We start from the raw sequence: 24,326 nt of genomic DNA, 5'->3' as shown, positions 1-24,326 counted from the left end.
CCGGACGTGCCCTTTCCGGCCCTCTCCTCGGCCGTCCCGGCGCGGCCACAGTGGAGGGAGCTGGCCCGGGAGCGGGAGCGCCGCCCGATCACCCGACCTCCCGGGTCCAGCCTTCGCACCGCGGCTTCTCGGAGGTGGAACCCGTGACCGTCTTGGTGGCCTACGCGAGTGCGTACGGCTCGACCCGCTCGATCGCCCGGCGCCTGGCCTCCCGGCTCGCGGAGGACGGGGTGCGGGCCGAGGCCAGGGACGTGGAGTCGGTTCACGACCTGGAGGCGTACGAGGCGTACGTCGTCGGGAGCGCCGTCCACGGCCAGGCCTGGCTGGAGCCCGCGAGGAGGTTCGTCGACAGCAACCTGGGCGTGCTGAAGCGCCGGCCGGTCTGGGTCTTCAGCGTCGGCATGCCGGGAGCGCTGCGCGGTCCGTGGAAGCGCCTTGCCCCCAAGGAAGCGCCGAAGCTCGCCGAGAGCCTCCCGCCCGCGGTGGAGTTCCATGACCACCGACTGTTCTCCGGCGTCGTCGCCCGACCCCAACTCCCCCGCGCCGCACGCCTGTTGTTCCGTCTGATGGGCGGCCGGTTCGGCGACTTCCGCGACTGGGCGGCCGTCGACGCGTGGGCTGATGAGATCGCCCACGAGCTTGCACGCGGCGGAGCCCGCCACGGAGTCCCCGAGCCGTAGGGGGCGCCCCGAAGCCTGCGGCAGAGGTCAAGGCGCAGCCGGAAAGTGCCGCGCCTGCGAATCGCAGCCCGTGCCACGATCCGGACCATTCACGGACCAGTTCGACTTCACAGCACGGGCTCCATCCATCGCTGCAGGCCAGAGACCAGGAAGGACGTGCACCTCCAGCAGACGAAGAACATGCTGGCAAAGTTGGCCACTCCGCCCCGCCCGCCTAGAGACATACCCCAGCAAGCACTCGCTCGAGAACAACGACATCGAGGCTCTCGCAGCGCAGGGAGTCCGGCTCGAGCCTGAGCGACCGGCCACCCACAGCCGCAGGGCTGACGAGATGAATTCCAGACAGCCCTCCCACAACCGTGACCCACGGCCGAAGTCTATCGATACTGAGGGCTCGCAAGCCGAGCCCACGACACCTGACGCCCCGTCACCAAACTCAGCATTTAACTCAGCATCAGTCCAGCCAAAGCCCGCCCCGGAGCGCCAAGGACCGCCAAGATCCACAACCCTCCATCCGCACCCTGCCCAGCAAAAACGCACGCCCAACAGGTGCGAGCTAACATCAGTCGGAGGCACCCGTGAGAATGCTGATCAACCTCGCCTAGTTTGGCGCAGCCTCAGGTCAGGGCCATGCTGTGCGCTGCTGCACCTTGGCGACCAACCTCATTCGCGGGATGGGCAGTCACTGCAAGACCTGTGCTTGCAAGCACCCCAGCCGATGTCCCCGCCCCTACACAATCCGCTGACCCCAGCGTCGCGCTGCTCACCACCTTGCTTCGACGGCACCTCCGAACTGGCCATGTCCGTCTAGCAGTTGCAGCCAACCTACGCAGAGCAGACCTTGCTAGGCGGTAGGGTATGCCGTCGCGGCTGGTAGCGGCCATTCGCGTCCGCACGAGCCCAAAACGGCTGCAGCGTCACTTGGGGGAAGCGATGTCCGACTTCGTGGAGTTCAACTTTTCCGACGGACAAGCCGTGCTCATCGAGGTCTGGCCTACCGACGAAACCAAGGTCGGCATCGATGCCGAATACCAGCTCCCCGGCAGCACCGGCGTCGAGCCAGTCGGCCTCGGTGCCCGCGTTGTTGAGCAGGCGGGCAGGACGCTAAGCGAGGCGTTCGCTCCTCTTGTCCCAGTGCTCTCTGGTTTCCACGAACAGGTCACCAGCCTGCCGCGGAAGCCCGAGGAGCTGACCGTCGAGTTCGGCGTCAAGCTTACCGCTGGCCTGAAACTGGCCGTGGTGAGTGGCGGCGAGGCCAGTTTCAACGTCTCCGCCACGTGGCGACTCAGCGACGACGACCGCAACACCCCCTCCGTCGCTGGATGAAGCGGAAGTGTGCGCCATGTTTCCGGTCTCCGCGGATGATTCGCTGCGCACCGCCTTCGTCTCCTTTCTGAAACCGGACGGCACTGTAGTCGGCGGCGGCGTCTTGGTCATCGACGAGAACGCCGTCGTGTCCGTCCTCACCTGCGCCCATGTCGTCAACATGGCTTTAGGTAGGCATCAGTTCGCGAGCGACAAGCCCACTTCCGACTTTGTGACCGTGGCCTTTCCGTCCGTGCCCGGCCAACGCTGTTCCGCCCATGTGACTGGATGGTGGCCGGCACGTTCTCTCCGCGATGAGGAAGGGACACTCACTGGCAGGGAGAGGCGATGGCGTGGAGACATTGCCACGCTCCAAGTGACTGACGCGCTACCCGCTCAAGTACGGCCAGTGCGCCTCGCTGCTCCGTCCCTCGGACAGTCAGCATGGAGCTGGTTCGGCAGCGGCGAACCGACCTCCGTTGTTCGCGTGCACGTGTCCGCAGTGGCTGACGACTGGCTGGTCCTGAGCGGCTCGCCCACGGGACACACCGTCCAGCCCGGCTACAGCGGCAGCCCTCTGTGGGACAGGGAGCTGCAGGCAGTCGTCGGGATTCTCGTCAGCGCGCATCACTCGCTGCCCTACAGTCGGCTGAGCACGGCGGACATCACCCGGCAGAGCTACGCGATCAGGGCAGACATCATCGCCGAGCGCTGCCTAGCTCACGGTCCGCAGCCACGTCCCCTCCCCGCTGATGTGCAGTCCCTGCTCGACGCACAGCGCAGTGCGGCGCGTGCCTTCCCTTATCGTGCTGTCGGCCTCCACGGCCGTGATCCCTCGGCGGTCTACGTACGCCAGCAGGTATCGACATCCGATAATGCTGCTGCGGCTTTGGCCACCGACCCCGAGTATGCCGGTGCGGCACCCGATGCTGTGGGCCTGAGACCGAAGACAATCGAAGAGGCCCTTGCCACACACCGGCACCTGTTCCTGACAGGCGTGGCGGGTTCCGGCAAATCCACTCTGACCCTTCAATTAGCGAGCCGAGCAGTCGTGCTGCCAAGGGATGGCACCACTGCCGCTACCCTCCTGCCCGTCCGGGTGCTGGCGAGGGATCTGGCAGCCCGTCCCGGAATGCGTCTTCTCTCCGCGGTGTCAGATGCCCTCGGGGCGAGTCTTGCCAGGTTCCTGGCACGCGACCTCGATCCGCAACTGTTGGAACAGCGCGTGCCGGGATCGCGCTGGCTCTTGGTCATCGATGGCTTGGACGAGGTCACTTCGCGAGCAGATCGCGCCGACCTAATCGAACGCCTCCGGGTCTTCATGGAGGAGCGCGAGTACCACGTTCTGATCACCAGCCGTCCCTTACCTGACGACGAACGCCGAACCTGGGACAGTGACAAGGAGCTCACGCACTACGCCATCGAGCCCTTCCAACATCATCAGCGCGCCCAGTTCGCACATTCCTGGTTCGCGGATGACGTGGACCTCGCCGAGTCGTTCCTCCGCGAGCTGGCCGCATCCAGGCTCGAGGAGGACGCGTCCATCCCGCTCCTCGCCACGGTCGCAGCGGTCGTGTTCGCTGAGGCGCCCAACCATCCTCTTCCCGCAAGCCGCTTCGACCTGTACGAACGATACTTCTCCCATCTCTACGACTCGCGAGCCCACCAGCTACTCAGTGACACGCAGTCCCGGCTCGCTGGCAGACCGATGGCGGGGAAGCTGGCTCAGGAACTGGTCGAAGCACGCGTCGCACTGATCGAGCACCTTGCACCACTGGCCCTGAAAGCCCGGTCTCTGCTGGCCGAAGCCCTCCAATGGCTGGCCAACCGGGGCATCACTCCCACTCCGGTACCAGCGGACTGGACCGAAATCGTTGGCTCAGTTCTCACGTCCACCGGGTTGCTGCTGCCAGACGGCGAAGGTCTCACCTTTGCCCACCACACCTTCGCCGAGCACATCTGCGACCTACTCGACGCCCGCCGCCTTCCTTCCCGATTCGATCCCGACGATCCAATCTGGTGGAAAACCCTCAGCCTTGCGTGCACGAACGGGGATCTCACAGCGCAGCGGACGATCCTCCACAGAGCATTGATCAATAGCGAAGCCCACGAACTTCTCGACTGGCTACTCGCCGGAAACGACACCGCCCGGGAGGTCGCCGCCGCACTGGTTTCACGTGGCGTTCGAGCAACAGCAGGTCAGCATGAAGCCCTGGCTCGCACCTTCGACTTCTGGCTGTGGCGGGCATCGCGCGACGGCAACGGCCGGTACGTAAACCAAGCGGTCGACGCGATAAGCCTGCTGCGCAGCCTTGATCACCCCCTCCAGCGGGTGATCCACGGCGCTGCGGAGAACGCGGCCTTGCCCGACGTCGTACGCGAGGCCGCCACGCACGCTCTACTGCGCTCGGGCGAGCCGCATAGATCCCGCGGCCTCGCCCTTCTCCACCGTTTCGCCTGCGATCCACAGCTCGCGGGCGCAGTACGTGTCCGGGCGGCTCAAGCACTGGAGTCTGCGGGTGCTTTGCCGGCAGCGAGGGACAGCCTCACATTCCTGTCCCAGGACGTGACGTCCCTCCACGAGCATCACCGCAACATGGCCAAGCAGCTACTGAGCGACGCCCCAGGGTGGATCTCCCTGCCTCACAGGCCAGCCGCCGGCCCCTCACCCATCGATCTACGCCCGATTCCAGCAGACCCATCCGTTGAGGAGGAACATGCAGAGGACTTGAGCACCCGGCCGGGCTTCATGGAGTCCCATCGCGACCCCGATCAGGTGGCGCCATGGTCCCCCGAGACAGGTCTGCTGGACCTGCCCGTCGACATCTCTGCACTTCTGTCTCTCACCCCGACGGCGGATGAAGAAGTGGTGGCCGCAGCAGCGGTCCGGCAAGTGGCCGCCGATTTGTCCTGCGCCCTGCGAGGGGACACCCCACCTGTCACACGTCACGCTGCAAACGCATGGTCACGGCTCGCGAAATGGCTTGGCACTCGGCCTGCGCCTCCACACTCCGTGCACGCGGCATCGGTGATACGGCTCCTGAAAGGCGTCGCTGGTTACCAACACCAGATGGTTGACCGACCCGGTCCTCTCGTCAGCCATCCACAGCGGGCCGTCTTGGCCGCACTTCTGTTGCGAGCTCAGCCTGAGCACCAGTTGGCCGGGCTGCGGCTACTGACTGGGCGGATGGCCATCTGGGACGTTCGCGTCGTCCGATTCTTGCTGCAGGTCGCGGCCTCGTACCAACCAGAGCTACGCGAGCAGGTGGTCGCCCAGCATTGCCGCATCCTGCTGGACTCGCGCCTACCGAATGTATGCAGGCAAGAAATTCTGACGTCGGTCCGGGGCATCGACGCCGATGCTGCGGCCGCCTTCCTCACCCAGCGCTGCGCAGCTGACCCCTACATAGTGACCACGAATGTCCTCTGGCTGGGCCGCCAATACCGAGCGGATGCAGTGGGATACGTGCAGCGTAGGGCCCTCGGCTCGCTGGATGGCGTACTCGAAAGCTGGTGCAATGCAGCCAGCATCCTGCTCGGGACCGGCTCGCGCGGTGACCGGGAGGAAATGGCCCGCATTTTGAAGGAGATCGCGCTTCGTACGGAGGTTGGCTCTGCCCAAGCGCTTGCCGTGACCTCAGTCCTCGTTAGTCACAATCGGGCGGAGGCAGGGCCCTGTGCGGCACGCCTAGCGAGCTCCGCTGCGGCATCCGACACGCACCGAATGGCAGCGGCCAGCTTCCTTGCCCGCCTCGGCGCAGGGCCAGACTACGAATCAGTTGTCTTGAACCTTCTCGACGGACTTGACGCCCAACAGCCACCCCAGGGGGCAGTGGCTTTCGCCGCAAAGGTCGCATGTATCAGCTCGACAGTACGTGATCGCTCCGAGGCTTTCCTGCGCACCTGCCTGGAGTCTGGTGCGGTCGGACTCCCCACGAAGCTGGTTGTGGCCGAGCTGGCCAGTCTCGGCCCCTCCGCCCGAGCCCGCCTCTGCCGCGATCTTGTGCAGCTACTACAAGGCTCAACGGGCTCGCGTCAGCGGTTTGGGCTTCTGGAGAGCGTCGCCCTGCTCGGGCCCGACTTGCACGAAGCCACCCAAGCCCTGCTCTCTAGCCGAGCTCGGACATCGGAAACCGCGGCTGATCGCTTTGGCGCCATAGACCTCATCAATGACCTGAATTGGCAAGGCTCTGGAGCTCAAGCCGCGGCACTCCTAACGACCTTGGCCGACACCGAATCCGAACATCCGACGACGCGCGCCCGCGCAGCACGCCGCCTTTACAGGTACGGCCCGCAGCACCGCCCTACAGCGTTGCGCACCTTGCAGGCGCTGACTGCAAATGACCACGTCTTGCCGCCTCTGTTGAGCATCCAGATGGCAAGAGAACTCGCCACCGTCGGCGCCAGCGAGCGGGCCGAACAGGTACTCAATGCGCTTGCCCGGAACAGGTTCCTGTTGGAAGCAGACCGAGTCGAGGCCGCGCTACTGCTGCTGGTCCTTGATCCCGCCTGCTCAGGGAGCACAAGGCAGACGCTTGCCGCTATGGCCAATGATCGCCGGCTCTCCGCCGATACCCGAAGCTGGGCTGCCGAGGCACCATCAGCCCTCGTCGGGAGGAAGTAGCACGCCGTCCTGCCGGGTCAGGCCCGTCGACCAACTCCGGACGGCTGAAGGCTGGGTCATGCTCCGCAGCGGCTTGTCCTCGGCCAACTCGGACAGCGCCGCGACATCCGTCCATTCGTCGACCGTCGGCTGCTCGAGGTGAACCCGAGCCCGGTGCCGCTCAACACCATGCCCGTGCCGCGCCGGCCGTTCCGGCGGGCCAGCCAACTCGCAACCTGCAGCGTGCTCGCGGCCGCATTGCACACCGCGTGCACGCCCCGGACCCACTTCTCGGGGCCGTGCAAGTGGCAGCCGATCCGATGCTCCCGAGGCGGCGGTCGGGGCCGAGGTGAACAGGTCCACGCCCACCAGGCGACGCACGGCCCCGGCACCGGCGCGGCCCACCGTCACGTCCAGTACGGGCGCCGTATACGGTCGTTAGACCTGTCTAACGATGCGTCAGGAAAGTCAGCAAGAAGTCAGCACACGCCCTGATGCACCCGACAACACGCGACCACACGTGCGGCTCGCCGGATTCAGCTCAGCTCAGCTCTGACCAGCCAGAACACTGGCTATATAGGGCTAACCGCCGTTCGCGCCCTTGACACGTCAAAGAACTTCATGTAGTCGCCGCCTGCCATGAGCGCGTCTCCGATGGAGCTGCCACGGCCGACCACCATCTGCCAGACGTCGGTCGGCAGTCCGGCCTCCCGCATCAGGGCCAGTGCCCACAGCGCGGTCAGAGCGGTCTGGGTGTCGGGTTTCTGTACGACGGCGTTGCCGGCCATCAGGGCCGGGATGGCGTCGCCGGCGGCCATGCTGAGCGGGTAGTTCCAGGGCGAGATGACGGTGACGACGCCCTTGGGGTGATGCAGTTCGGTGGTGTGGGTCAGCACCGGGATCGCGCCCTTGCGGCGCTTCGGCGAGAGCAGGCGCTGTGCGCTGCGCGCGTAGTAGCGGGCGGTGATCGCGATGTCGCTCACCTCGAGGAACGCGTCGCGACGGGTCTTGCCGCTCTCGGCCTGCATCAGGTCGAGGGCTTCCTCCTGCCGCTGGAGGACGAGGTCGTGGAAGCGCAGCATGATGCGCTTGCGCTCCGCCACCGTGGTGGCCGCCCAGCCGGTCTGGGCCGCACGTGCCCGGGCGAAGGCGTCCTCGACGTCGTCGGGGGTGGAGACCGGCAGGTCCGCGAGCGGTGCGCCGGTGTACGGCGAGGTCGTGGTGACCCGCTGGCCGCCAGCACCGGCGGCCACCAGGGCGGCCAGGTCGGCGAGCCGGGCCGGCGTCAGCGACGTCGGGAGGGCGGCCGCGGCGTGGCCCGTAATCGTGGTGGTCATCTTGTCCTCAGCTCCGGTCCTGGATGGAGGTGGGCACGGGCATGTGCAGCGCCAGCTGGCCCTCGGTGGTGACGTCGAGCTGGATCGTCCGGATCGGCTTCAGGGAGCGCAGGTCGTCGCTCATCCGGCCCTCGCCGAGCTGCAGGTCCAGGTCGCGGGGGAAGCGGGTGGTTCCCGAGGAGAGCGTGTTGATCTGGCTGGTCGTGGAGTGCCAGGCGCCGTCGATCGTGGTGTAGGAGGTCAGGGTCGAGACGTGTTCGCCGGTGGGCCGGGCGGTCTGCTTCGGGGTGGGCGCCGAAAGGGCGAGGTCGAGGCCGCCCTGGTCGTTGGTGACTCTGGCTGAGGTGCGTTCGGTGTCGATGTCGACGTCGAGTTCGGTGACCCATTTGGGGAACCCGTAGCCGTCGTGGCCGCGCACCTGGGCGATCTCGGTGTTGACCGGGAGGGAGAGGACGTAGGAGTGCAGGGAGTCGTTCTTGAGCCCGGCGATCAGGTCGAGCAGGCCGAGCCCACCGTGCCGGGCCGGCTTCACGGCGATGCCGACCGCTGCTTCGGTGTAGAAGTCGATGTCGCATACGTCGTACCGGAAGGCCATCACGGAGACGATCCCGAGCCCCGGGGCGATCTCGAGCGGGTCCAGCTCCCGGGGCAGGCGGGCTCGGACCGCCTTGGCCGGCGCGAGCATCGTGAGCCGGGTCGTGGAGATGCGGTAGTAGAAGTTCGGCGTCAGCGTGGGCCCGATGCGGGAGTCCACGCGGCTCTTCGGCAGCCGGCGGAAGAAGTCGACGCTGCTGACCCGCGGGTCCCGTGCGACCTCGTCGAGGTCGGTGTCCATGCGGAACCGGTCGTAGAGGCCGCCTTCAGGGACGGTGACGAGACGCCCTCCGAGATCGACCTCCACGGTCCGGTCGGTCAGCTTTCCAGTCGGTGCCATGAACCTCTCCTCCAATGTGAGCGCCGCTAACACCGAGGATCGCACGGCATGTGAGCACCGTCAACAATGGAGGATGCGAGGCGTGCGGCGGGTGGGCGGCGCGCGTCAGGAGCCGACCGAGGTGATGGCGAGGAAGGCGCCGCGAACCCGGTCAGCGACCTCCTCTTCCGATGCGGCCTGCAGCTTGCCGTCGAGGTGCAGGCAGGCCAGGCCGTGGGCGAGCCCCCAGCCGGCCGACGCCAGGGCCGAGGCGTCCGCGTCAGGGAAGACGCGATCGAGCGCATCGGCCAGCAGCTCGTGCAGGGCGTCGGCGGCCTTGACTCGCTCGTCGTCGGCGTCGTCGCAGGGCTTGCCGAACATCACGCCGAACAGGGCCGGCCGTCGCAGCGCGAAGGCGACGTAGGCGACGGCGAACTCGGCCAGGTCCGCGGGCGATGCGGGCAGGCCGTGCCCGCCGCCCAGGTCGCCCAGCAGGGCGCGAAAGCCCTCAGCGGCCAGCGCGGACTCCAGGGCGTCGCGGTCCTTGAAGTGGCGGTACGGCGCGGTCGGCGACACGCCGGCCTGGCGGGCGACGGCGCGCAGCGAGAAGGGCTCACCGTTCTCCAGCATCTCCATAGCGGTCGACAGCAGCGCCGCCCGCAGGTCGCCGTGATGGTAGCCACTCTTGCCCGATGTTGACATTGCTTACTTCACCCTCCTACGCTTTGTTAGCACCGTAAACATATCGTACGTCTGAAGGAACCGAGACCCGATGTCCCCACGCACGGACGCGCGCCGCTTCGACGTCGTGCTCCTCGGCGCCACCGGCTTCACTGGCGCTCTGACCGCCGAGTACCTCGCGGCCCATCTCCCTCCCGGAGCCAGGCTCGCCCTGGCCGGACGCAACCAGGCCAAGCTGGAGGCCGTTCGCGACCGGCTCGTCCGGATCAATCAGCAGCTGGACGACGTTGCGCTGCTCCATGCCGATGCCTCGGATCCGCAGTCCCTGGCCCGCGTCGCCGAGTCCGCGCGGGTCGTGATCAGCACAGTCGGCCCCTACCTGGAGCACGGCGAACCACTGGTCGCGGCCTGCGCTGCGGCCGGCACGGACTACGTCGACCTCACCGGCGAGCCCGAGTTCGTCGACCGGATGTACGTCGAGCATCACGCGACGGCCGAGCAGACCGGTGCTCGTATCGTTCACGCCTGCGGCTTCGACTCGATCCCGCACGACCTCGGTGCGCTCTTCACCGTCCAGCAGTTGCCGTCCGGGGTGCCGGTGACCCTTCGGGGAGTGGTCCGCACCAACGCCACCATCTCCGGCGGCACGCTGCACTCCGGTCTCGGCCAGCTGTCGCGACCGCGCGCCATGCTGAAGGCGGCGGCCGGACGCCGCCGTCTCGAGTCGCGACCGCGGGGACGACAGGTCCGCGCCCGCATCGGCCGCCCCCGTCGCGACCGCACGCTCGGGACCTGGCTGATCCCGCTGCCCACGATCGACGCCGACGTCGTACGGCGCTCCGCGCTCGCCCGCCCGGACTACGGGCCCGACTTCACCTACTCCCACTACGCCGGGGCTCAGCGCGCCGCGACCGTCGTCGGCGCACTCGGCGGCTTCACCGCGGCCCTGGCAGCCGTACAGGTCCCGCCTCTGCGCCGCGCCATCGGCCGACGCATCCCCCAAGGAGAGGGGCCGTCGGCGGAGCGACGGGATCGCACCTGGTTCACCGTCGACATCGTCGGCGAGGGCGGCGGTCAGACCGTGCACACCCAGGTCAGCGGCGCAGACCCCGGCTACACCGAGACAGCCAAGATGCTGGCCGAGTCGGCGTTGTGCCTCGCCTTCGACGACAACCCGCCCACCGCCGGCCAGGTCACCACCGCCACCGCGATGGGAGAGAACCTGCTGCGCAGGCTCGGCGACGCCGGAATCTCCTTCACCGTGATCGCCTCCCAGACAGCGACCCATGCCGGACGTTGACAAAGGCGGCACCAGCACGCGTTCTCATCTCACCGGCGATGGCCATCGGCTCCGGCTACTACCGGCCCCTGGTCGCCGAGTTCGAGCGACACGGGTGGCAATCCCGAGCCACCTCGGTCGACCGCATCGTCACGTGGTGGCACGACACTCCTCGCAGTTGAGCCTTCGTCGTCACCCGCACCATCCACCTCAGGGAGACCCCCATGCAGACAGTTCTCGGCGCCGGCGGACCGATCGCCGACGAGCTCGTGCACGAGCTCTACCGCAACCACACCAAGGACATTCGCCTCGTCAGCCGCAAGCCGTCGAGGGTGAACGACACCGATGAGCTCGTGGCCGCAGACCTCACCGACGCCGACGCCACCAGCCGTGCCGTCGCGGGCAGCGACATCGCCTACCTCACCGTCGGCCTGCCCCTGGACTCGGAGCTGTGGGAGCGGCAGTTCCCGGTCATGATGCGGAACGTCATCGACGCCTGCGCCGAACACGGCACGAAGCTCGTCTTCTTCGACAACACGTACATGTATCCCGGAACGCCGACGCCCCAGACCGAGTCGACAGCCTTCGCTCCGGGCGGACGCAAGGGACGGGTCCGCGGAGAGCTCGCGACCATGCTGCTGGAGGCCATGAGGTCCGGGCGGGTCGAAGCCCTGATCGGCCGAGCGCCCGAGTTCTACGGTCCCGGCCGGACGAAGAGCTACACGAACTCGTTGGTGTTCGACCGGATCAAGGCAGGCAAGCGGCCGTTCGTCCCGGTCGACGCCCAGGCCAAGCGTTCGCTGATCTGGACCCCCGACGCGAGCCGCGCTCTCGCCCTGCTCGGCAACACGCCGGATGCCTACGGCCAGACGTGGCACCTGCCGGTCGACCCGGACCGGAAGTCCTACGCCCAGCTCATCGAGATCGCCGGGGAGGTCACCGGCCGCAAGATCGGCTACACGGTACTGCCGATGCTCGCCTTCCGCCTCGGCCGCCGCTTCGTCAAGCCGCTCGACGAGATGTACGAGCTGCTCGCCCGCTACCGGGACGACAACATCTTCGACAGCTCGAAGTTCGCGGCCCGCTTTCCCGAATTCCAGGTCACGAGCTATCGGGAGGGAGTGGAGCGGATCCTCACCGCCTGACCCGCCGACAGGCCCCCCTGCCGGTCGACTCGTGCCGCGATGCCGAAGCGGCTCCGGTACCCCGACGGCGTGATGCCCGTGACGCACTGGAAGAGCCGACGGAGATTCGACATGCGTGCTGAGGACACGGATCCGATGGTGAGGCCCATGTGCCGAGCGGCCAAATGCCGCTCCGGACTGCACTCTTGTCGCCCTTCAGCGACCGCGATGTGCACTTCATGGCAGCGGAGTATCCCCGTATCACGATCAGCCATCACGCCGACCTCGGGCGGCGTAGCGGTGACACGCACAGAGCACCGGGGACCGCGATGGCCTTCACGACGACATCGGTGGCGAGTTGGGCTTCTCCACCGAGGACGAGCGGCCGATCCTCATCTCGCCCCAGGCCTCCGTGGACTTGGCACGCGCCCGGCTGCTTCGCGGTGAACTCGCCGGCGCCCACGAAGCCCTCGAACCGGTCTTCTCCGTACCCTCCGGCGTGGCGGAGCGCCGGTGTCCTGGAGCGGATGGCGGCCGTACGAGGCGAACTCTGCCGCACCGCTGGCGATCGAGGCCTTCCCCCTCAACTCCCCAGCCCCGCCAGGGCTTCCGCTTCCTTCTCGGCCGCGATCCCGTGCTCGGCCCACCGCCGTGTTCCATCGGCGTACCGCCGCTGACGGCGACTGTCCCGTCCTGACCGGCGAGCAGAACGCCACTGGGCGAAGCCGACGCCTGGACAGGCGAGGTCTCGGTGCCCCAAGCAGCGGACGCGGGCGCGGAGTTGGTCGAGATCGGCCACTCGGAACGCCGCACCCCTTCGCCGAGAACGACGCCCGCACGGCCCTCAAGGTCGCTGCCGCCTTGCGGCACGGCTTCCGAGTCGTGCCCCGCTATCCATGCACGAACGGCCAAGGTGTTCCGGCGGCACCGCGGAGGTGCCGGGTGGCCGCAGTCGGCGGCGGGTGGGTTGGAGGGGGCGCGCTCCCTCTGCAACCCGCACCCGGACCCGGATCGCGGCCAGCGTGGCCCCGGCCCCGGTCCCCGCCAACCGGGCCCGAGACGCGAGACCTTGCTGGCCGGTCGGCTCAGATCCCGTCGGTTTGCATGTGGTCCGACACCGCCACGATCAGGACGCGCGTGTCGGGTGCTGTCGTGCGCCAGCGGTGGCGTACTCCGCCCGTGAGGTAGAGCGTGTCCCCGGCGGTGAGCCGGTGGGTGCGGCCCTCGGCCTCGACCTCGGCGGCGCCGTCGGCCACGTACATCAACTCGTCGTTGCGGTGCCGGAATTCACGGTCGGCGTGCTGCTCCCCGGTGAACTCCAGGGCGTGCATCTGCTGTCTGCCGCGCACGAGCGGCCGTACCCCGGTCTCGGGGGCGAGGGCGGCGTCGGCGTCGGCACGGACCAGGTCGACGCTGCGTGCCGGGGCGTCGGCGGCGGCGAGCAGCTGTACGGCCGTGGTCTGCAGGGCGTCCGCGACGCGCTGCAGGGAGCGCATGCTGGGCCGGGCCCGTTCGTTCTCCATCTGGCTCAGGAACGGCACGGACAGGCCGCTGCGTTCGGCGACCGCGGCGAGCGTGAGGTCGAGGGCGCGCCGGCGACGCCGCAGGGCGTCGCCGAACCTGCGCTCCTGCCCGTCCGAGGCCCGGTCGTTCCGTATCTGGTCGTCCACCTGCGCAGACTCTCATGTCCCCGCCGGCCGCCCGTACCCGCCGGCGGGGGCCGGAGCTGATTTCGTACGGCCGACACATTGCTGCCACACAACTCACCTAGCTTCAAAGGAGTTTCAGCTCGTCAAAAAAACTTTGACCGATCGTGGAAGTGAGGGCCCTCGTGCCTCCCGTGGACCAGAACCAGCGCCGCCGTCGCGGCACCGGACTCATCGCGCTCGACTCCGACGCGGCGAGCCCCGGCCACACTCTGTTCGCGCCGCTCACCGGCAGCGGCGAGGTGTACCTCGTCGACCTGCACGGCGAACCGGTGCACACCTGGAGCCTGCCGTACCGCCCGGGCCGGCACGCCCGGCTGCTCGCGGACGGGCGGCTCGCGTACAACGGGGTGCTGCCCGGCGAGCAGGCGCTGTTCCCGATGTGGCACAAGTACCGGGGCGGGGTCATGCTCAAGGCCGCCGCCGACGGCACCGTGCTGCACGAGCACCGGGACCCGTACCAGCACCACGACGCCCACCACTCGGAGGACGGCCGCATCCTCTACACCGCCCTGGAGCCGCTGCGCGGGGAGCGTGCGGCCGCGGTGCGGGGCGGGGTTCCCGGGTCCGAGCCGGACGGCACGGTGTGGGCCGACACCATCAAGGAAGTCGCCGCCGACGGCACGCTGTTGTGGTCCTGGAGCGCCGCCGACCACCTCGATCCGGACGCCTACCCGCTGCACCCGGACTACTCGCGCGAGCACTGGCCGCTGATCAACAGCGTCACCCCGCTCGCCGACGGCACCGTCCTGGCCAGCCTGCGCAGCGTGTCGGCGGTCGTCGTGATCAGCCGTGAGACCGGCGAGGTGCTGTGGCGCACCGACCCCGGCACGGTGTCGCAGCAGCACGCCCCCACCGAGCTGGCGAACGGCAACTTCCTCGTCTTCGACAACGGCGTCTTCCGGCCGGGCCACGACGTGCCGTACTCGCGGGTCATCGAGATCGACCGCGCCTCCGGCAAGGTGGCCTGGGAGTACCACGACCCGGCGCGCGAGTCCTTCTTCGCGCCGTTCATGGGCTCGGCGCAGCGGCTGCCGAACGGCAACACCCTGGTGACGGACTCCCCCGGCGGCCGCCTCTTCGAGGTGACCGCGGACGGCTATCTGTGCTGGGAGTACGTGGTGCCGCACTTCGGCAGCTACGAGGAGTCGGAGGTGCGGCGGCTCTTCCCGGCCGAGCCGAACGCGGTGTTCCGGGCCTACCGCTACCCGGCGGAGGTCCTCGGCTCGCTCACGGCCGCGCCGTGAGCCGGGCTGACGCGGACGCGGACGCGGACGCGGGTGCGGGTGCGGGTGCGAGTGCGGAGTCCGGGGGCGGCGTGGGCGCGGTGTCCGAGGTCGCGGCGCCGTCGGCCGCCTCAAGTCCTGCTGCGGCCGCGGGACTTGACGCGGCCGACGAACGCGTGCCGGTGCGCCGTCTCGTGCCGCTCGCGGTCCAGCACGTGCTGGCGATGGCCGCCGCGCCCGTGTCGACGGTGTTCCTCACGGCGGCCGCGCTGCGTCTCTCCCCCGCCGACACGGCCGCCCTCCTGAGCACCGTCCTGGTGCTGTGCGGCGCCGGTTCGCTGCTGCAGTCGCTCGGCGTGTGGAAGTTCGGGGCGCGGCTGCCGTTCGTGATGCTGCCGGGCGGTGCGGCCGCGGCGCTCTTCCTGCAGATCGCGGCCGACCGGGGACCCGCCGTCGCGAGCGGTGCGGTGCTTCTGGCGGCAGGACTGCTGCTCGCGGTCGTACCGCTCTACGCGCGGATCGTGCGGCTCTTCCCGCCGCTGGTGATGGGCGTGACCGTGCTGCTCATCGGGATCTCCATGGTCCGGGTGGCGGCCGGTCTCGTCACCGGCGGCGGGGACGCGTCACCAAGTGAAGGCGGGGGCCGGACGGCCGTGTTGCTGGCCGGGCTCACGGTCGCGGCCACCGTCGTCGCCTTCCTGGCCCTGCGCGGGGTGTGGCGGCAGACGGCGGTGCTCATCGGGATGGTCGTGGGCACGGGGCTCGGAGTCGCCCTCGGGCTGGGCGAGTTGACGACGGGGGCGGGCGGGGCGCCGTCCGCGCTGCCCCGCGTACTTCCTTACGGGGCACCGGAGTTCGACCTGCTCGCCGCGCTGCCGTTGCTGCTGTTCTCCCTCACCACCCTCGCGGAGATCACCGGCCAGACGGTGCTCAACAGCGAGGTGTCGGGCCGGCCCGCCGCACCGGCCCGCGACGTTCCACGGGTGGCCCGCGCGGATGCCCTGGTCTCCCTGGTCGGCGGGCTGTTCGGCACGTCCCTGATGGTGACCAGCGCCGAGAACATCGGCATCGGGCGGCTCACCGGGGTACGCAGCCGCTACGTCACGGCGGGAGCGGGGGTCCTGCTGGTCGCCGTCGGCCTGCTCGCCCCGGTGTCCCGGGCCCTGGTCGCCGTACCGGCCCCGGTGGTGGGCGGTTCGGCCCTCGTCGTGTACGCGGTGATCGCGGTTCTGGGCGTCGAGATGCTCGGCCGCGCCGGGCTCGGCGACCACACGGCCGCGACCACCGCGGCCGTGGCCCTGGCAGCCGGCCTGCTGCCGGTCGTCTCGCCGGGCTTGTACGACGCGTTCCCGCAGGGGGTGCGTACGGTCCTCGGCAACGGGGTGGTGGCGGGCACGGTGACGGCGGTACTGCTGCACGCACTGTTCCGCGCACGGCTCCCCCGGGCCAATGGGACGGTTACGGCGGGGAGTTGAGGCCTCCCCTCCCTCCCGGCCGCCTCCTTCGGCCGGGAGGGAGGGGAGCGCGCCTACCGGGTGGCCGCGGCAGCTGCTCTCCCCTACATTCCCGGCATGCAAATCGTCGTGACGCTGGACTGTGTCGACACTGAGGCCCAAGCCGAGTTCTGGCTCGCCGCGCTCGCACCGCTGCAATACCGGCGCGCCCTGGACGCGCCCCCTTACCTCAGCCTGACTGCCCCCGCCCCGGCGCCAACCCTGCTGTTGCACCGAGTTCCGGAGCCGAAGAGCGGCAAGAACCGGATGCACCTGGACCTCGACTTCGGGACCAGTAACCTAGCCGCCGAGGTCGCACGACTCGAACAACTCGGTGCACGGCAGGTCTCGGGCGACCACCGCGAGCACGGCTTTCGTTGGTCCGTACTCACCGACCCGGAAGGCAATGAGTTCTGTGTCTTCGTACCGCCAGGGCCACGGCAACGCTCCCCTCAGTACCCGTAGATCATCTTGTACGCGACCTCCGGCAGGAACTGTCCGGCCGTGGTGCCGGTTCCCACGCCGCAGTCGCCGTCGGATTCTCCCGGGACCTTGATCCACAAGAGCATCTCGGCGCCTCCGCCCTGCTGGGTGGGGGTGCCGATGCGGCGGCCCGCGGGGTTGCACCACTGGCCGTCGGAGCCGTTGCCGTTGCGGCTGGTGTCCACGACGAACGGCTTGGTGTAGCCGTACCGGACGCCGAGTTCCCTGTTGACGGCGTTGCCGTATGCGGTGTTCTCGGCCGTGGTCAGGTAGTTGGAGATGTTGAGCGAGAAGCCGTGGGCCTGCCGCAGGCCCGCTTCGTGGAGGCGCTTGGCCATGGTCGCCGCGCTCGCCCAGCCCGGGTTGCCGCCGTCGAGGTAGACCCAGGTGTTGGGGGCCTGGCGGTTGAACTCGGCGAGCGCTCCGGTCAGCATGCTCTCGCGTTCGTCGATCTGCGCCTGGGTCATGCAGTCGTAGTCCCCGAGGGAGTCCGGTTCGAGGACGACGACGGCGGGGCGGTCGGCGATCCCGCCCGCGAACTGGGCGATCCAGTCCGCGTACGCGGCCGGCGAGGAGGCTCCGCCCCCGGAGTGCCCGCCGCAGTAGTCGCGGTTGTAGACGTTGTAGGCGACGAGGACGGGCAGCTTGTTCCGGGCGTCCGCGGCACCCACGTAGGCGCCGGCGGCGGTGCCGATGGTGCCGCTCCAGGAGCCGAACCAGCGGGCCGTCGGCGTGTTCGCGATGGCGGCGTCGATGTGGCGCGCCCGGCCGTCGCCGGGGTTGGCGGCGACCCATCGCTTCGCGCTGGAGTCGGGGTCCACGTAGAACCCGTCGGTCAGGGTCGTCGGGTCGGCCGCGTGGGCCGACGGGGCGGTGGCGAGCGCCAGCGGCAGTGCGGAGAGCGCTGCCGCCAGGGCGAGGAGTCTGCGGCGCATGACAGGTACCTCGGTTTTCCGGTGGGGGGACTTGAGGTGGGGGGAGTTGATACGGGCCCGAAGGTCGGTGGCGTGTGCGGGAGCGCTCGCCACGGCACGGGGCCCGGCGGGACGGTCGCCGGGCCCCGGCCAGCCGGTCAGGGCGGTCGGTCAGGCCGGTGGTCAGGCCAGTCGATCGGTCGGCGTCCGGCCTACGCGCCGTTCAGCGCGGCGAGGACCCCTCCGTACGCCTGCTTCTTCTGGTAGTTGCCGTCGAAGAGCAGCGGGGTCACGTCCGAGCGCCAGGAGTACTTGTCCGTGACGCCCCACACCGTGATGCCGTTGCACCGCGACACGGCCAGGCAGGCCTGGGTGACCTGCCGGTACACGTTGGTCTGGTCGTTGCCCCAGCCGCCGACGTCCAGCTCGGTGATCTGTACGTGCACGCCGAGGTCGGCGAAGCGCTGGAGGTTCTGCCGGTAGGTGCTCAGGTTCGAGTTGTAGTCGAGGTGGCTCTGGAAACCGACGCAGTCGATCGGTACGCCGCGTGCCTTGAAGTCCCTGACCATCCGGTAGATGGCGTCGCTCTTGGCGTTGATGCCGTCGGTGCCGTAGTCGTTGTAGCAGAGCTTGGCCTTGGGGTCGGCTGCCTTCGCGGTGCGGAAGGCGTCCTCGATCCAGCCGTCGCCGAGCTGCCGCTGGAGGTTGGACTGGCGGCGACTGCCGTCCCACTCGAAGGCCTCGTTGACCACGTCCCAGGAGTCGATCTTGCCCGCGTAGTGGCCTGCGACCTTGGTGATGTGGTTGCGCATCGCCTGCCGCAGGGCGTCGCCGGTCAACCCCTGGACCCAGCCGGGCTGCTGGGCGTGCCAGACCAGGGTGTGGCCGCGGACGGTCTTGCCGCGCTGCTGTGCGTACGCGACGAGCCGGTCGCCGGCGCTGAAGTTGAACTGGTTCGGGGCGGGCTCCGTGGCGTCCCACTTCATCGAGTTCTCGGCGACGACGCTGGAGAACTCCCGGTTGAGCGTGGACTCGTAACCCGCCTCCCCGAGGTGCTGCTCGGCGACGGCGGCGCCGAAGTACCGGCCGCTCTGCGCGGCACTGCCCCCGAGGGTGTCGGCGGCATGGGCGCTGGGCGCGAACGTCAGGACGGCTGCCGCCGCCATGGCGCCGCCGGCCAGCGCGGTGAGCGCCGCGCGGGTGCGACGCAGAGCGCGCCTTGGGGACGACCTGTTGGACGACCTGTTGGAAGACCTGTTGGAAGACCTGCTGCAGGACCTGTCGGTCATTGCGGGTGCCTCTCTGTCGGGGGGTGGTAGGGGGTGGGGCGTGATGGTGTGAAGGGGCCGGGGGGGGGGCGGCCGACTCCCGTCAGGTCAGGGCGGACTCCCAGCGGGTGCCCGGGGAGGCGGCGTCGGCGGGGAGGCGGTCGCGGGCGGCGGTGTCGTCGTACAGGCGCCAGCGGAACCAGTCCACGAGCGTGTTCTGGGTCTGGCCGAAGGTGGGATGCCCCGGGTTCAGGTACGCGGCGTGGTCTCCGCCGAGGTGGGTGAGGAACGCCTTGGGCGCGGAGAGTTCGGAGTACGCCTGCCGGGCCAGCTCGTAGCGGCAGGTGGGGTCCCGGTCGCCGTGGACGAACAGCACGCCCGCGTCGACCGAGGCGGCCGGGGTGCCCATGTCCACGCAGGCGACGGGGACCGCGGCGACGATGCGGTCGTCGGGCCAGGCGGTCACCAGACCGTGCGTGGTCATGCCGCCCATGGAGTGTCCGGAGACTCCGACCCCGGCCGCGGTGTCGATGTGCCCGGCGAAGGGCCCGCCCGGCACGTCGTCGAGCGCCAGGGTCCGGGTGACGACCTCGGAGACGTCCCTCGACCACTCGCCTCCGTACACCGAGCCGAGGTTGGTGTTGTCGGGGAACGAGGGGGCGGGGCAGATGAAGCCGGCGGCGGCTATGGCGTGGGTCTGCGAGGCGTACGAGTCGGAGTTGCCGTACATGCCGTGGCTCCACTCGGCGACGGGGAACACGCCGTCGGCGAGCGGTGCGTCGGGTGTGGGGGCGCCGCCGGGGGTGCCGGGTGTGGGGTAGAAGACCTTGGTGAACAGTCGGCGGGCGCCGCGGCTCCAGTTGAACTGGCGTACTCCGACGGCGAACTCGGCGGCGGGCGCGGCCGGTTCGGCGGCGGATGCGGGGGCGGGGCGCAGGGCGGAGCCGAGCAGAGGGGTGCTCGCTCCCGCCACGACGGCCGCGGTTAGGCCGAGGAAGGTGCGTCGACTGGGCGACATGGTTGATCCCTTGTGTGGGGGACAGAGGGGACAGGGATGGCAGGGGGGATGGAGGGGACAGCAGAGGGGTCTCAGCAGGTGGGGTTGGTCTGTGTGGCCAGGCCGAGCCGGTAGGGCAACTGCGAGTACTCGCCGCCGGAGTTGGGGTCCCGGCCCTGGTAGAGGAGCTGGAGCCGGCAGGGGTCGATCGTCATGGTCTGGTCGTTGCCGGAGCGGAGCAGCTCGCCGTGGCTGATGTCCTTGGTCCAGGCACCACCGGGGAAGGTGACGTTGGTGGAGCGGGCGAAGGGGTTGGCCTCGGTGGCGGCGAGCGGCTGCCACGTACCGCCCAGGCCCTTGGAGGTGAAGGAGCGGTAGTACCTGTTGCCGTCGGAGCCGATGGCCTCCCAGAGCAGCAGGTAGGTGTCGGTGCCCTTGACGCGGTAGACGGCGCCGCCCTCGAACAGCGCGAAGCGGGAGTCCTGGAGCACGATTCGGGTGTTGGTGAAGCCGTTCGGGAAGTTGGCGAGCGTGGTCTCGGACCGGTAGACGTGGCCGTTGTCGTCCGCGGAGAACAGGTAGCACTTGGCTTGGTCGCAGATCACGTAGAAGTCGAGCCAGTTGCCGTTGCCCATGTTCTGCTTGACGATGTCGGGCACGCTGCTCATGAAGTTCTTCGGCGCAGACCAGCTGGTCGGGTCGTTGATGTTCTTCGTCGTGGAGAACGACGGCAGCCCGGTCTGGTAGACGAGGTACCACTCGTCCTTGGGGGCGAAGTAGAAGGCGTGCGGGGCGGCACGGTAGCCGCGGCCGATCTGGGAGGCGGTCTCCAGGTGGGTCTGTTTCGCACCGGCAGCCTGGGACCAGTCGGTGAAGCTGGTGTGGGCCAGGCTCCAGTCGCCGGTGGTGCGCGCGGCGGTGGTCATGAAGACGTGCCACCTGCCGTCCTTGTCCCGCACCACCGAGGGGTCCTTGACGGCGACGGAGTTGCTCCCGTCCTGCTGCGGTGAGATCACCGGCCCGGTGGACGACCACCGGAAGCTTCCCGGGAGTGCCTGAGCGGAGGTGCCGGCCTGAGCGGAGCTGTCGGCCTGAGCGGAGGTGTCGGTGGGCGTGGCCCCCTGGGCGGGTACGGCGAGCGATGCCGCCAGCAGGGCGACGGAAAGGGCCGCCAAGGCATGGCGGGGGCGGCGGGCGCGGAGGCGGTGTTTCAAGGGCATGGGGCAGCTCCCTGGCGGCTCGAATGGTGCGCATCTGGTGAGCGTGCGTGGCCGGCCGGAGAACCCGGACCGGACAAGACCGAAGGATGCCGAAAGGATGGCCGAAAGGGTGGTTGAAATACCGGACGGACGCCGGACCTTCGGACGTTGGAATGATGGGGCGGTCGACGGAGTCCGGTCAACGCTGCGAACGCAACTTTTTCGGCCGAGTCCCGAAACAGTTGCGGTGAAGTTTCCGCGCGCAGCCCTCAACTCCCGTACTGAGCAGGCACTTTGCGGCATCGCCGACCGACGGGGTACGGATCGGCACGATTCCGGAACGTTCGCGATGCCGAACAAGGCTCTATTTTACGAACCCACCGGCCGATTGACGCGGGGTCATCCGAGATGCCGTACAAACCCCGCCGAGCATCGGACGCGCCCCGCGGGCAGGTTCGGCCCCGGTGTTCGGCGGGCCGTACGGAACGAGGGCTTGACCGGTGTGCGGTCGACGGCGTGTCCTACAGTTTCCGGAAGGCGTCCGGAGACCTTTCGGAAGCGTGTGTCGACGGAGGTGGGGAACGTGGCCCGGGACGGCGCTCAGCGCAGGACAGCCACACAGCGCCCGGACGGGCCGGCCAAGGTGACGATCACCGACATCGCGCGCGAGGCCGGGGTGTCCGTGCCGACCGTCTCGCGGGTCGTGAACGGGCGCTCGGACGTGTCACCCGCGACCCGGGCCCGCGTCGAGGACCTGCTGCACCTGCACGGCTACCGGCGCCGCCCGCCCGCCCCCGGCGACCGCGCGGCCCTGCTCGACCTGGTCTTCAACGATCTGGACAGCCCCTGGGCCGTGGAGATCATCCGGGGTGTCGAGGAGGCCGCGCACGAGGCCGGGGTGGGCACCGTGGTCTCGGCCATCCACGACCGCGCGGGCGCCGCCCGGCAGTGGATGACCAACCTGCGGGCCCGCGCGTCGGACGGCGTGATCCTGGTGACCTCGGTGCTCGAACCCGGACTCCACGACGAACTGCGGCGCCTGGGCGTGCCGTTGGTGGTGATCGACCCGGCCGGGTCGCACGCCTCGGAGCAGCCCACCGTGGGCGCCACCAACTGGGCGGGCGGGATGGCCGCGACCGAGCACCTGCTGGCCCTCGGCCACCGCAGGATCGGGTTCATCGCGGGCCCGCCCCGGCTGCTGTGCTCGCGGGCCAGGCTCGACGGGTACCGGGCCGCGCTCGACGTCGCGGGGCTACCCGCCGAGGACGCCCTGATCGTGCCCGGCGACTTCTACCACGAGTCCGGATTCACCGGCTGCAACCAGCTGCTCGACCTGGCCGAGCCGCCGACCGCCGTGTTCGCCGCCAGCGACCAGATGGCGCTCGGCGCGATCGAGGCGCTGCGCCGGCGCGGTCTGCGCGTGCCCGAGGACATGAGCGTCGTCGGCTTCGACGACCTGCCGGAGGTGCGCTGGTCGGCGCCGCCGCTCACCACCGTGCGCCAACCGCTGGCGGAGATGGGCAAGTTGGCGGCCCGCGTCGTCCTCGACCTGGCCCGGTCCGTCGCGCCCGCGTCCCCGCGCGTGGAGCTCGCCACCGAGCTGGTGGTTCGCTCCAGCACCGCGCCGCCGCAGCAGGCCTGACGGAACATCACACTCCGCGGGGGTGTCAACGGCCTTTTTCGCCAAGGCCGTTGACACCCCCGACGCATGCCCGTAACTTCCGAGGCCGTCTCCCGATAATTATCGGATCACTTCCGGAAGGTGCGCCATGCCAGCCTTCGACCGTGCCGCCGTGTTCGCATCCGGCCCCACGTCCCCCTCCTTCTCGGCCTTCTCCCGCCGCCGGTTCCTGGGTACCGCCTCGGCGGTCGGCCTGGGCGCGGCCGGACTGTCCGCCTGCTCGGACTCCGGCGCCGCCACCACCGACAGCCAGGGCAGGACCGTCGTGGAGTGGTGGCACATCCAGACCACGGAGCCGTCGAAGTCGGTGTGGCCGGAGCGGGCCAAGGCATTCGAGGCGGCCAACCCGGACGTGCGCATCAAGCCCGTCGCGCTGGAGAACGACGCCTACAAGGCGAAGCTGACGGCCCTCACCAGTTCCGGAAAGCTTCCGGACATCTACCACACGTGGGGCGGCGGTGTGCTCAAGCAGCAGATCGACGCGGGGCTCGTCGAGGACCTCACCCCTTCCCTCGACTCCTGGCAGGACACGTTCGTACCGGCGTCGCTGGAGCCGTACCAGTTCGACGGGAAGACGTACGCCGTGCCCGTCGACATCGGCGCCGTCGGCTTCTGGTACAACAAGGCGCTGTTCGCGAAGGCCGGGATCAAGGCCCCGCCCACCACTTGGGCCGACTACCTCGACGCCGTCAGGAAGCTGAAGAGCGCCGGGATCACCCCCATCGCCCTCGCCGGCAAGGAGAAGTGGCCCGGCATGTACTTCTGGGCGTTCCTCGCCCTGCGGATCGCCGGAGTGGACGGCATGCAGAAGGCCGTCGATTCCAAGGACTTCACCGGGGACGCCTTCCTCAGGGCCGGTGAGTACCTGAAGGAGCTGGTCGGCCTCCAGCCGTTCCAGAAGGGCTTCCTCGGCGCCGCGTACTCCACCCCCAACGGCGAGGCGGCCGTGATGGGCAACGGCAAGGCGGCCATGGAGCTGCAGGGCCAGTGGGCGCCCGTCGTGCAGGCCGACGCGGGCAAGGGCATCGGCGAAGACCTCGGATTCTTCCCGTTCCCGGCCGTGGCCGGCGGCGAGGGAGCGGTCACCGACGTGTTCGGCGGAGGCGGCGGATACGCGGTGCGCAAGGGCGCGCCCAAGGCGGCCGTGGACTTCCTGAAGTTCTTCCTGTCTGCCGAGTCCGACCGCGTCCTCGTGTCGAAGGGCTCGATGATGCCCGTCGTCAAGGAGGCCACCAACGCCCTGACCGACCGCAACCTCAGGCACGTCTCCGCTGCGCTGGCCAAGTCGACCGGCTTCCAGCTCTACCTCGACCAGGCCCTCCCGTCCGCCGTCGGCCAGGAGATCAACGACTCGGTCGCCGCCCTCATCGCCGGGTCCAAGTCGCCCGAGCAGGTGGCCCGTTCGGTGACGCAGGTCGCGAAGAGCCAGTGACCGAC

The 24,326-nt window shown here is 69.3% G+C and carries 18 protein-coding genes and 1 pseudogene; 11 read left to right on the top strand and 8 right to left on the bottom strand.

The window, feature by feature from the left end; all coding sequences use genetic code 11:
* Positions 1–143 precede the first annotated feature (143 nt).
* The 3 genes from ACIDOF_RS34180 to ACIDOF_RS34170 all read left to right on the top strand — a co-directional run bounded on the left by ACIDOF_RS34180 (position 144) and on the right by ACIDOF_RS34170 (position 6,609).
* Positions 144–680 (top strand): flavodoxin domain-containing protein, encoded by a 537-nt coding sequence (locus ACIDOF_RS34180; protein ID WP_409010100.1) that lies wholly within the window; start codon positions 144–146, stop codon positions 678–680.
* 933 nt (positions 681–1,613) lie between these two features.
* Complete coding sequence (locus ACIDOF_RS34175; protein WP_409010099.1) at positions 1,614–2,006, top strand: CU044_2847 family protein; 393 nt, start codon at positions 1,614–1,616, stop codon at positions 2,004–2,006.
* Positions 2,007–2,022: 16 nt separating this feature from the next.
* Positions 2,023–6,609 carry an NACHT domain-containing protein gene (locus ACIDOF_RS34170; protein ID WP_409010098.1) on the top strand — a complete coding sequence of 1,529 codons (4,587 nt, stop codon included), beginning with the start codon at positions 2,023–2,025 and terminating at the stop codon, positions 6,607–6,609.
* Between the two features lie 593 nt (positions 6,610–7,202).
* On the opposite strand, the pseudogene ACIDOF_RS34165 reads toward ACIDOF_RS34170, so the two are convergent.
* The 3 genes and pseudogenes from ACIDOF_RS34165 to ACIDOF_RS34155 all read right to left on the bottom strand — a co-directional run.
* Positions 7,203–7,925 (bottom strand): annotated as a pseudogene (locus ACIDOF_RS34165) (aldehyde dehydrogenase family protein); the annotation flags it as partial.
* 7 nt (positions 7,926–7,932) lie between these two features.
* Positions 7,933–8,859 (bottom strand): acetoacetate decarboxylase family protein, encoded by a 927-nt coding sequence (locus ACIDOF_RS34160; protein ID WP_409010097.1) that lies wholly within the window; start codon positions 8,857–8,859, stop codon positions 7,933–7,935.
* 105 nt (positions 8,860–8,964) lie between these two features.
* A complete protein-coding gene (locus ACIDOF_RS34155; RefSeq protein WP_409010096.1) occupies positions 8,965–9,540 on the bottom strand; it encodes a TetR/AcrR family transcriptional regulator in 576 nt (191 codons plus the stop codon).
* 70 nt (positions 9,541–9,610) lie between these two features.
* On the opposite strand from ACIDOF_RS34155, the gene ACIDOF_RS34150 reads away from it, so the two are divergent.
* The 3 genes from ACIDOF_RS34150 (at position 9,611) to ACIDOF_RS34140 (ending at position 13,105) form a co-directional block, all read left to right on the top strand.
* A complete protein-coding gene (locus ACIDOF_RS34150) occupies positions 9,611–10,819 on the top strand; it encodes a saccharopine dehydrogenase family protein (RefSeq protein WP_409010095.1) in 1,209 nt (402 codons plus the stop codon).
* A 203-nt stretch (positions 10,820–11,022) separates the two neighbouring features.
* Complete coding sequence (locus ACIDOF_RS34145) at positions 11,023–11,943, top strand: NAD-dependent epimerase/dehydratase family protein (protein WP_409010094.1); 921 nt, start codon at positions 11,023–11,025, stop codon at positions 11,941–11,943.
* 694 nt (positions 11,944–12,637) lie between these two features.
* A complete protein-coding gene (locus ACIDOF_RS34140) occupies positions 12,638–13,105 on the top strand; it encodes a triose-phosphate isomerase (RefSeq protein WP_409010122.1) in 468 nt (155 codons plus the stop codon).
* Here the strand turns inward: ACIDOF_RS34140 and ACIDOF_RS34135 are convergent.
* Positions 13,008–13,592 (bottom strand): helix-turn-helix domain-containing protein, encoded by a 585-nt coding sequence (locus tag ACIDOF_RS34135; RefSeq protein ID WP_409010093.1) that lies wholly within the window; start codon positions 13,590–13,592, stop codon positions 13,008–13,010. The genes ACIDOF_RS34140 and ACIDOF_RS34135 overlap by 98 nt on opposite strands.
* A gap of 161 nt (positions 13,593–13,753) precedes the next feature.
* Here ACIDOF_RS34135 and ACIDOF_RS34130 point away from each other — a divergent pair, with 161 nt between their 5' ends.
* From ACIDOF_RS34130 to ACIDOF_RS34120, 3 genes are all read left to right on the top strand, one after another.
* The gene (locus tag ACIDOF_RS34130; RefSeq protein WP_409010092.1) at positions 13,754–14,875 is read left to right on the top strand and encodes an arylsulfotransferase family protein; all 1,122 of its coding nucleotides are present in this window, start codon (positions 13,754–13,756) and stop codon (positions 14,873–14,875) included.
* Complete coding sequence (locus ACIDOF_RS34125) at positions 14,872–16,329, top strand: uracil-xanthine permease family protein (protein WP_409010091.1); 1,458 nt, start codon at positions 14,872–14,874, stop codon at positions 16,327–16,329. The genes ACIDOF_RS34130 and ACIDOF_RS34125 overlap by 4 nt, the downstream gene beginning before the upstream one ends.
* A 96-nt stretch (positions 16,330–16,425) precedes the next feature.
* Complete coding sequence (locus ACIDOF_RS34120) at positions 16,426–16,812, top strand: VOC family protein (protein ID WP_409010090.1); 387 nt, start codon at positions 16,426–16,428, stop codon at positions 16,810–16,812.
* Here ACIDOF_RS34120 and ACIDOF_RS34115 read toward each other — a convergent pair.
* The 4 genes from ACIDOF_RS34115 to ACIDOF_RS34100 all read right to left on the bottom strand — a co-directional run bounded on the left by ACIDOF_RS34115 (position 16,800) and on the right by ACIDOF_RS34100 (position 21,229).
* A complete protein-coding gene (locus ACIDOF_RS34115; protein WP_409010089.1) occupies positions 16,800–17,765 on the bottom strand; it encodes a glycoside hydrolase family 6 protein in 966 nt (321 codons plus the stop codon). The two genes, ACIDOF_RS34120 and ACIDOF_RS34115, sit on opposite strands and share 13 nt — an antisense overlap.
* A gap of 191 nt (positions 17,766–17,956) precedes the next feature.
* A complete protein-coding gene (locus tag ACIDOF_RS34110; protein ID WP_409010088.1) occupies positions 17,957–18,910 on the bottom strand; it encodes an endo-1,4-beta-xylanase in 954 nt (317 codons plus the stop codon).
* Between the two features lie 205 nt (positions 18,911–19,115).
* Entirely contained in the window at positions 19,116–20,030 is a 915-nt protein-coding gene (locus ACIDOF_RS34105) for an alpha/beta hydrolase (protein ID WP_409010087.1), read from the bottom strand.
* A 71-nt stretch (positions 20,031–20,101) separates the two neighbouring features.
* Positions 20,102–21,229: a non-reducing end alpha-L-arabinofuranosidase family hydrolase gene (locus ACIDOF_RS34100; RefSeq protein WP_409010086.1), complete on the bottom strand. Its 1,128-nt coding sequence runs from the start codon at positions 21,227–21,229 to the stop codon at positions 20,102–20,104.
* 562 nt (positions 21,230–21,791) lie between these two features.
* Between ACIDOF_RS34100 and ACIDOF_RS34095 the strand changes: the two genes are divergently transcribed.
* Both ACIDOF_RS34095 and ACIDOF_RS34090 read left to right on the top strand, forming a co-directional pair.
* Positions 21,792–22,850, top strand: a complete 1,059-nt coding sequence (locus ACIDOF_RS34095) for a LacI family DNA-binding transcriptional regulator (protein ID WP_409010085.1) — start codon at positions 21,792–21,794, stop codon at positions 22,848–22,850.
* A 127-nt stretch (positions 22,851–22,977) separates the two neighbouring features.
* Positions 22,978–24,321, top strand: a complete 1,344-nt coding sequence (locus ACIDOF_RS34090) for an extracellular solute-binding protein (protein ID WP_409010084.1) — start codon at positions 22,978–22,980, stop codon at positions 24,319–24,321.
* Positions 24,322–24,326 lie beyond the last annotated feature (5 nt).

Source organism: Streptomyces sp. Da 82-17 (genome assembly GCF_046098215.1).
Lineage (GTDB): Bacteria > Actinomycetota > Actinomycetes > Streptomycetales > Streptomycetaceae > Streptomyces.
Note: the sequence above shows the minus strand (reverse complement) of the source record. Positions and strands in the feature narration are given on the sequence as shown.

Bases quoted from the DNA above. Each gene is read 5' to 3' on its own strand.
- ACIDOF_RS34120 (WP_409010090.1), top strand. From the start codon at position 16,426: ATGCAAATCGTCGTGACGCTGGACTGTGTCGACACTGAGGCCCAAGCC.
- ACIDOF_RS34145 (WP_409010094.1), top strand. From the start codon at position 11,023: ATGCAGACAGTTCTCGGCGCCGGCGGACCGATCGCCGACGAGCTCGTG.
- ACIDOF_RS34110 (WP_409010088.1), bottom strand. From the start codon at position 18,910: ATGGCGGCGGCAGCCGTCCTGACGTTCGCGCCCAGCGCCCATGCCGCC.
- ACIDOF_RS34155 (WP_409010096.1), bottom strand. From the start codon at position 9,540: ATGTCAACATCGGGCAAGAGTGGCTACCATCACGGCGACCTGCGGGCG.
- ACIDOF_RS34160 (WP_409010097.1), bottom strand. From the start codon at position 8,859: ATGGCACCGACTGGAAAGCTGACCGACCGGACCGTGGAGGTCGATCTC.
- ACIDOF_RS34150 (WP_409010095.1), top strand. From the start codon at position 9,611: ATGTCCCCACGCACGGACGCGCGCCGCTTCGACGTCGTGCTCCTCGGC.
- ACIDOF_RS34175 (WP_409010099.1), top strand. From the start codon at position 1,614: ATGTCCGACTTCGTGGAGTTCAACTTTTCCGACGGACAAGCCGTGCTC.
- ACIDOF_RS34105 (WP_409010087.1), bottom strand. From the start codon at position 20,030: ATGTCGCCCAGTCGACGCACCTTCCTCGGCCTAACCGCGGCCGTCGTG.
- ACIDOF_RS34100 (WP_409010086.1), bottom strand. From the start codon at position 21,229: ATGCCCTTGAAACACCGCCTCCGCGCCCGCCGCCCCCGCCATGCCTTG.
- ACIDOF_RS34115 (WP_409010089.1), bottom strand. From the start codon at position 17,765: ATGCGCCGCAGACTCCTCGCCCTGGCGGCAGCGCTCTCCGCACTGCCG.
- ACIDOF_RS34170 (WP_409010098.1), top strand. From the start codon at position 2,023: ATGTTTCCGGTCTCCGCGGATGATTCGCTGCGCACCGCCTTCGTCTCC.
- ACIDOF_RS34090 (WP_409010084.1), top strand. From the start codon at position 22,978: ATGCCAGCCTTCGACCGTGCCGCCGTGTTCGCATCCGGCCCCACGTCC.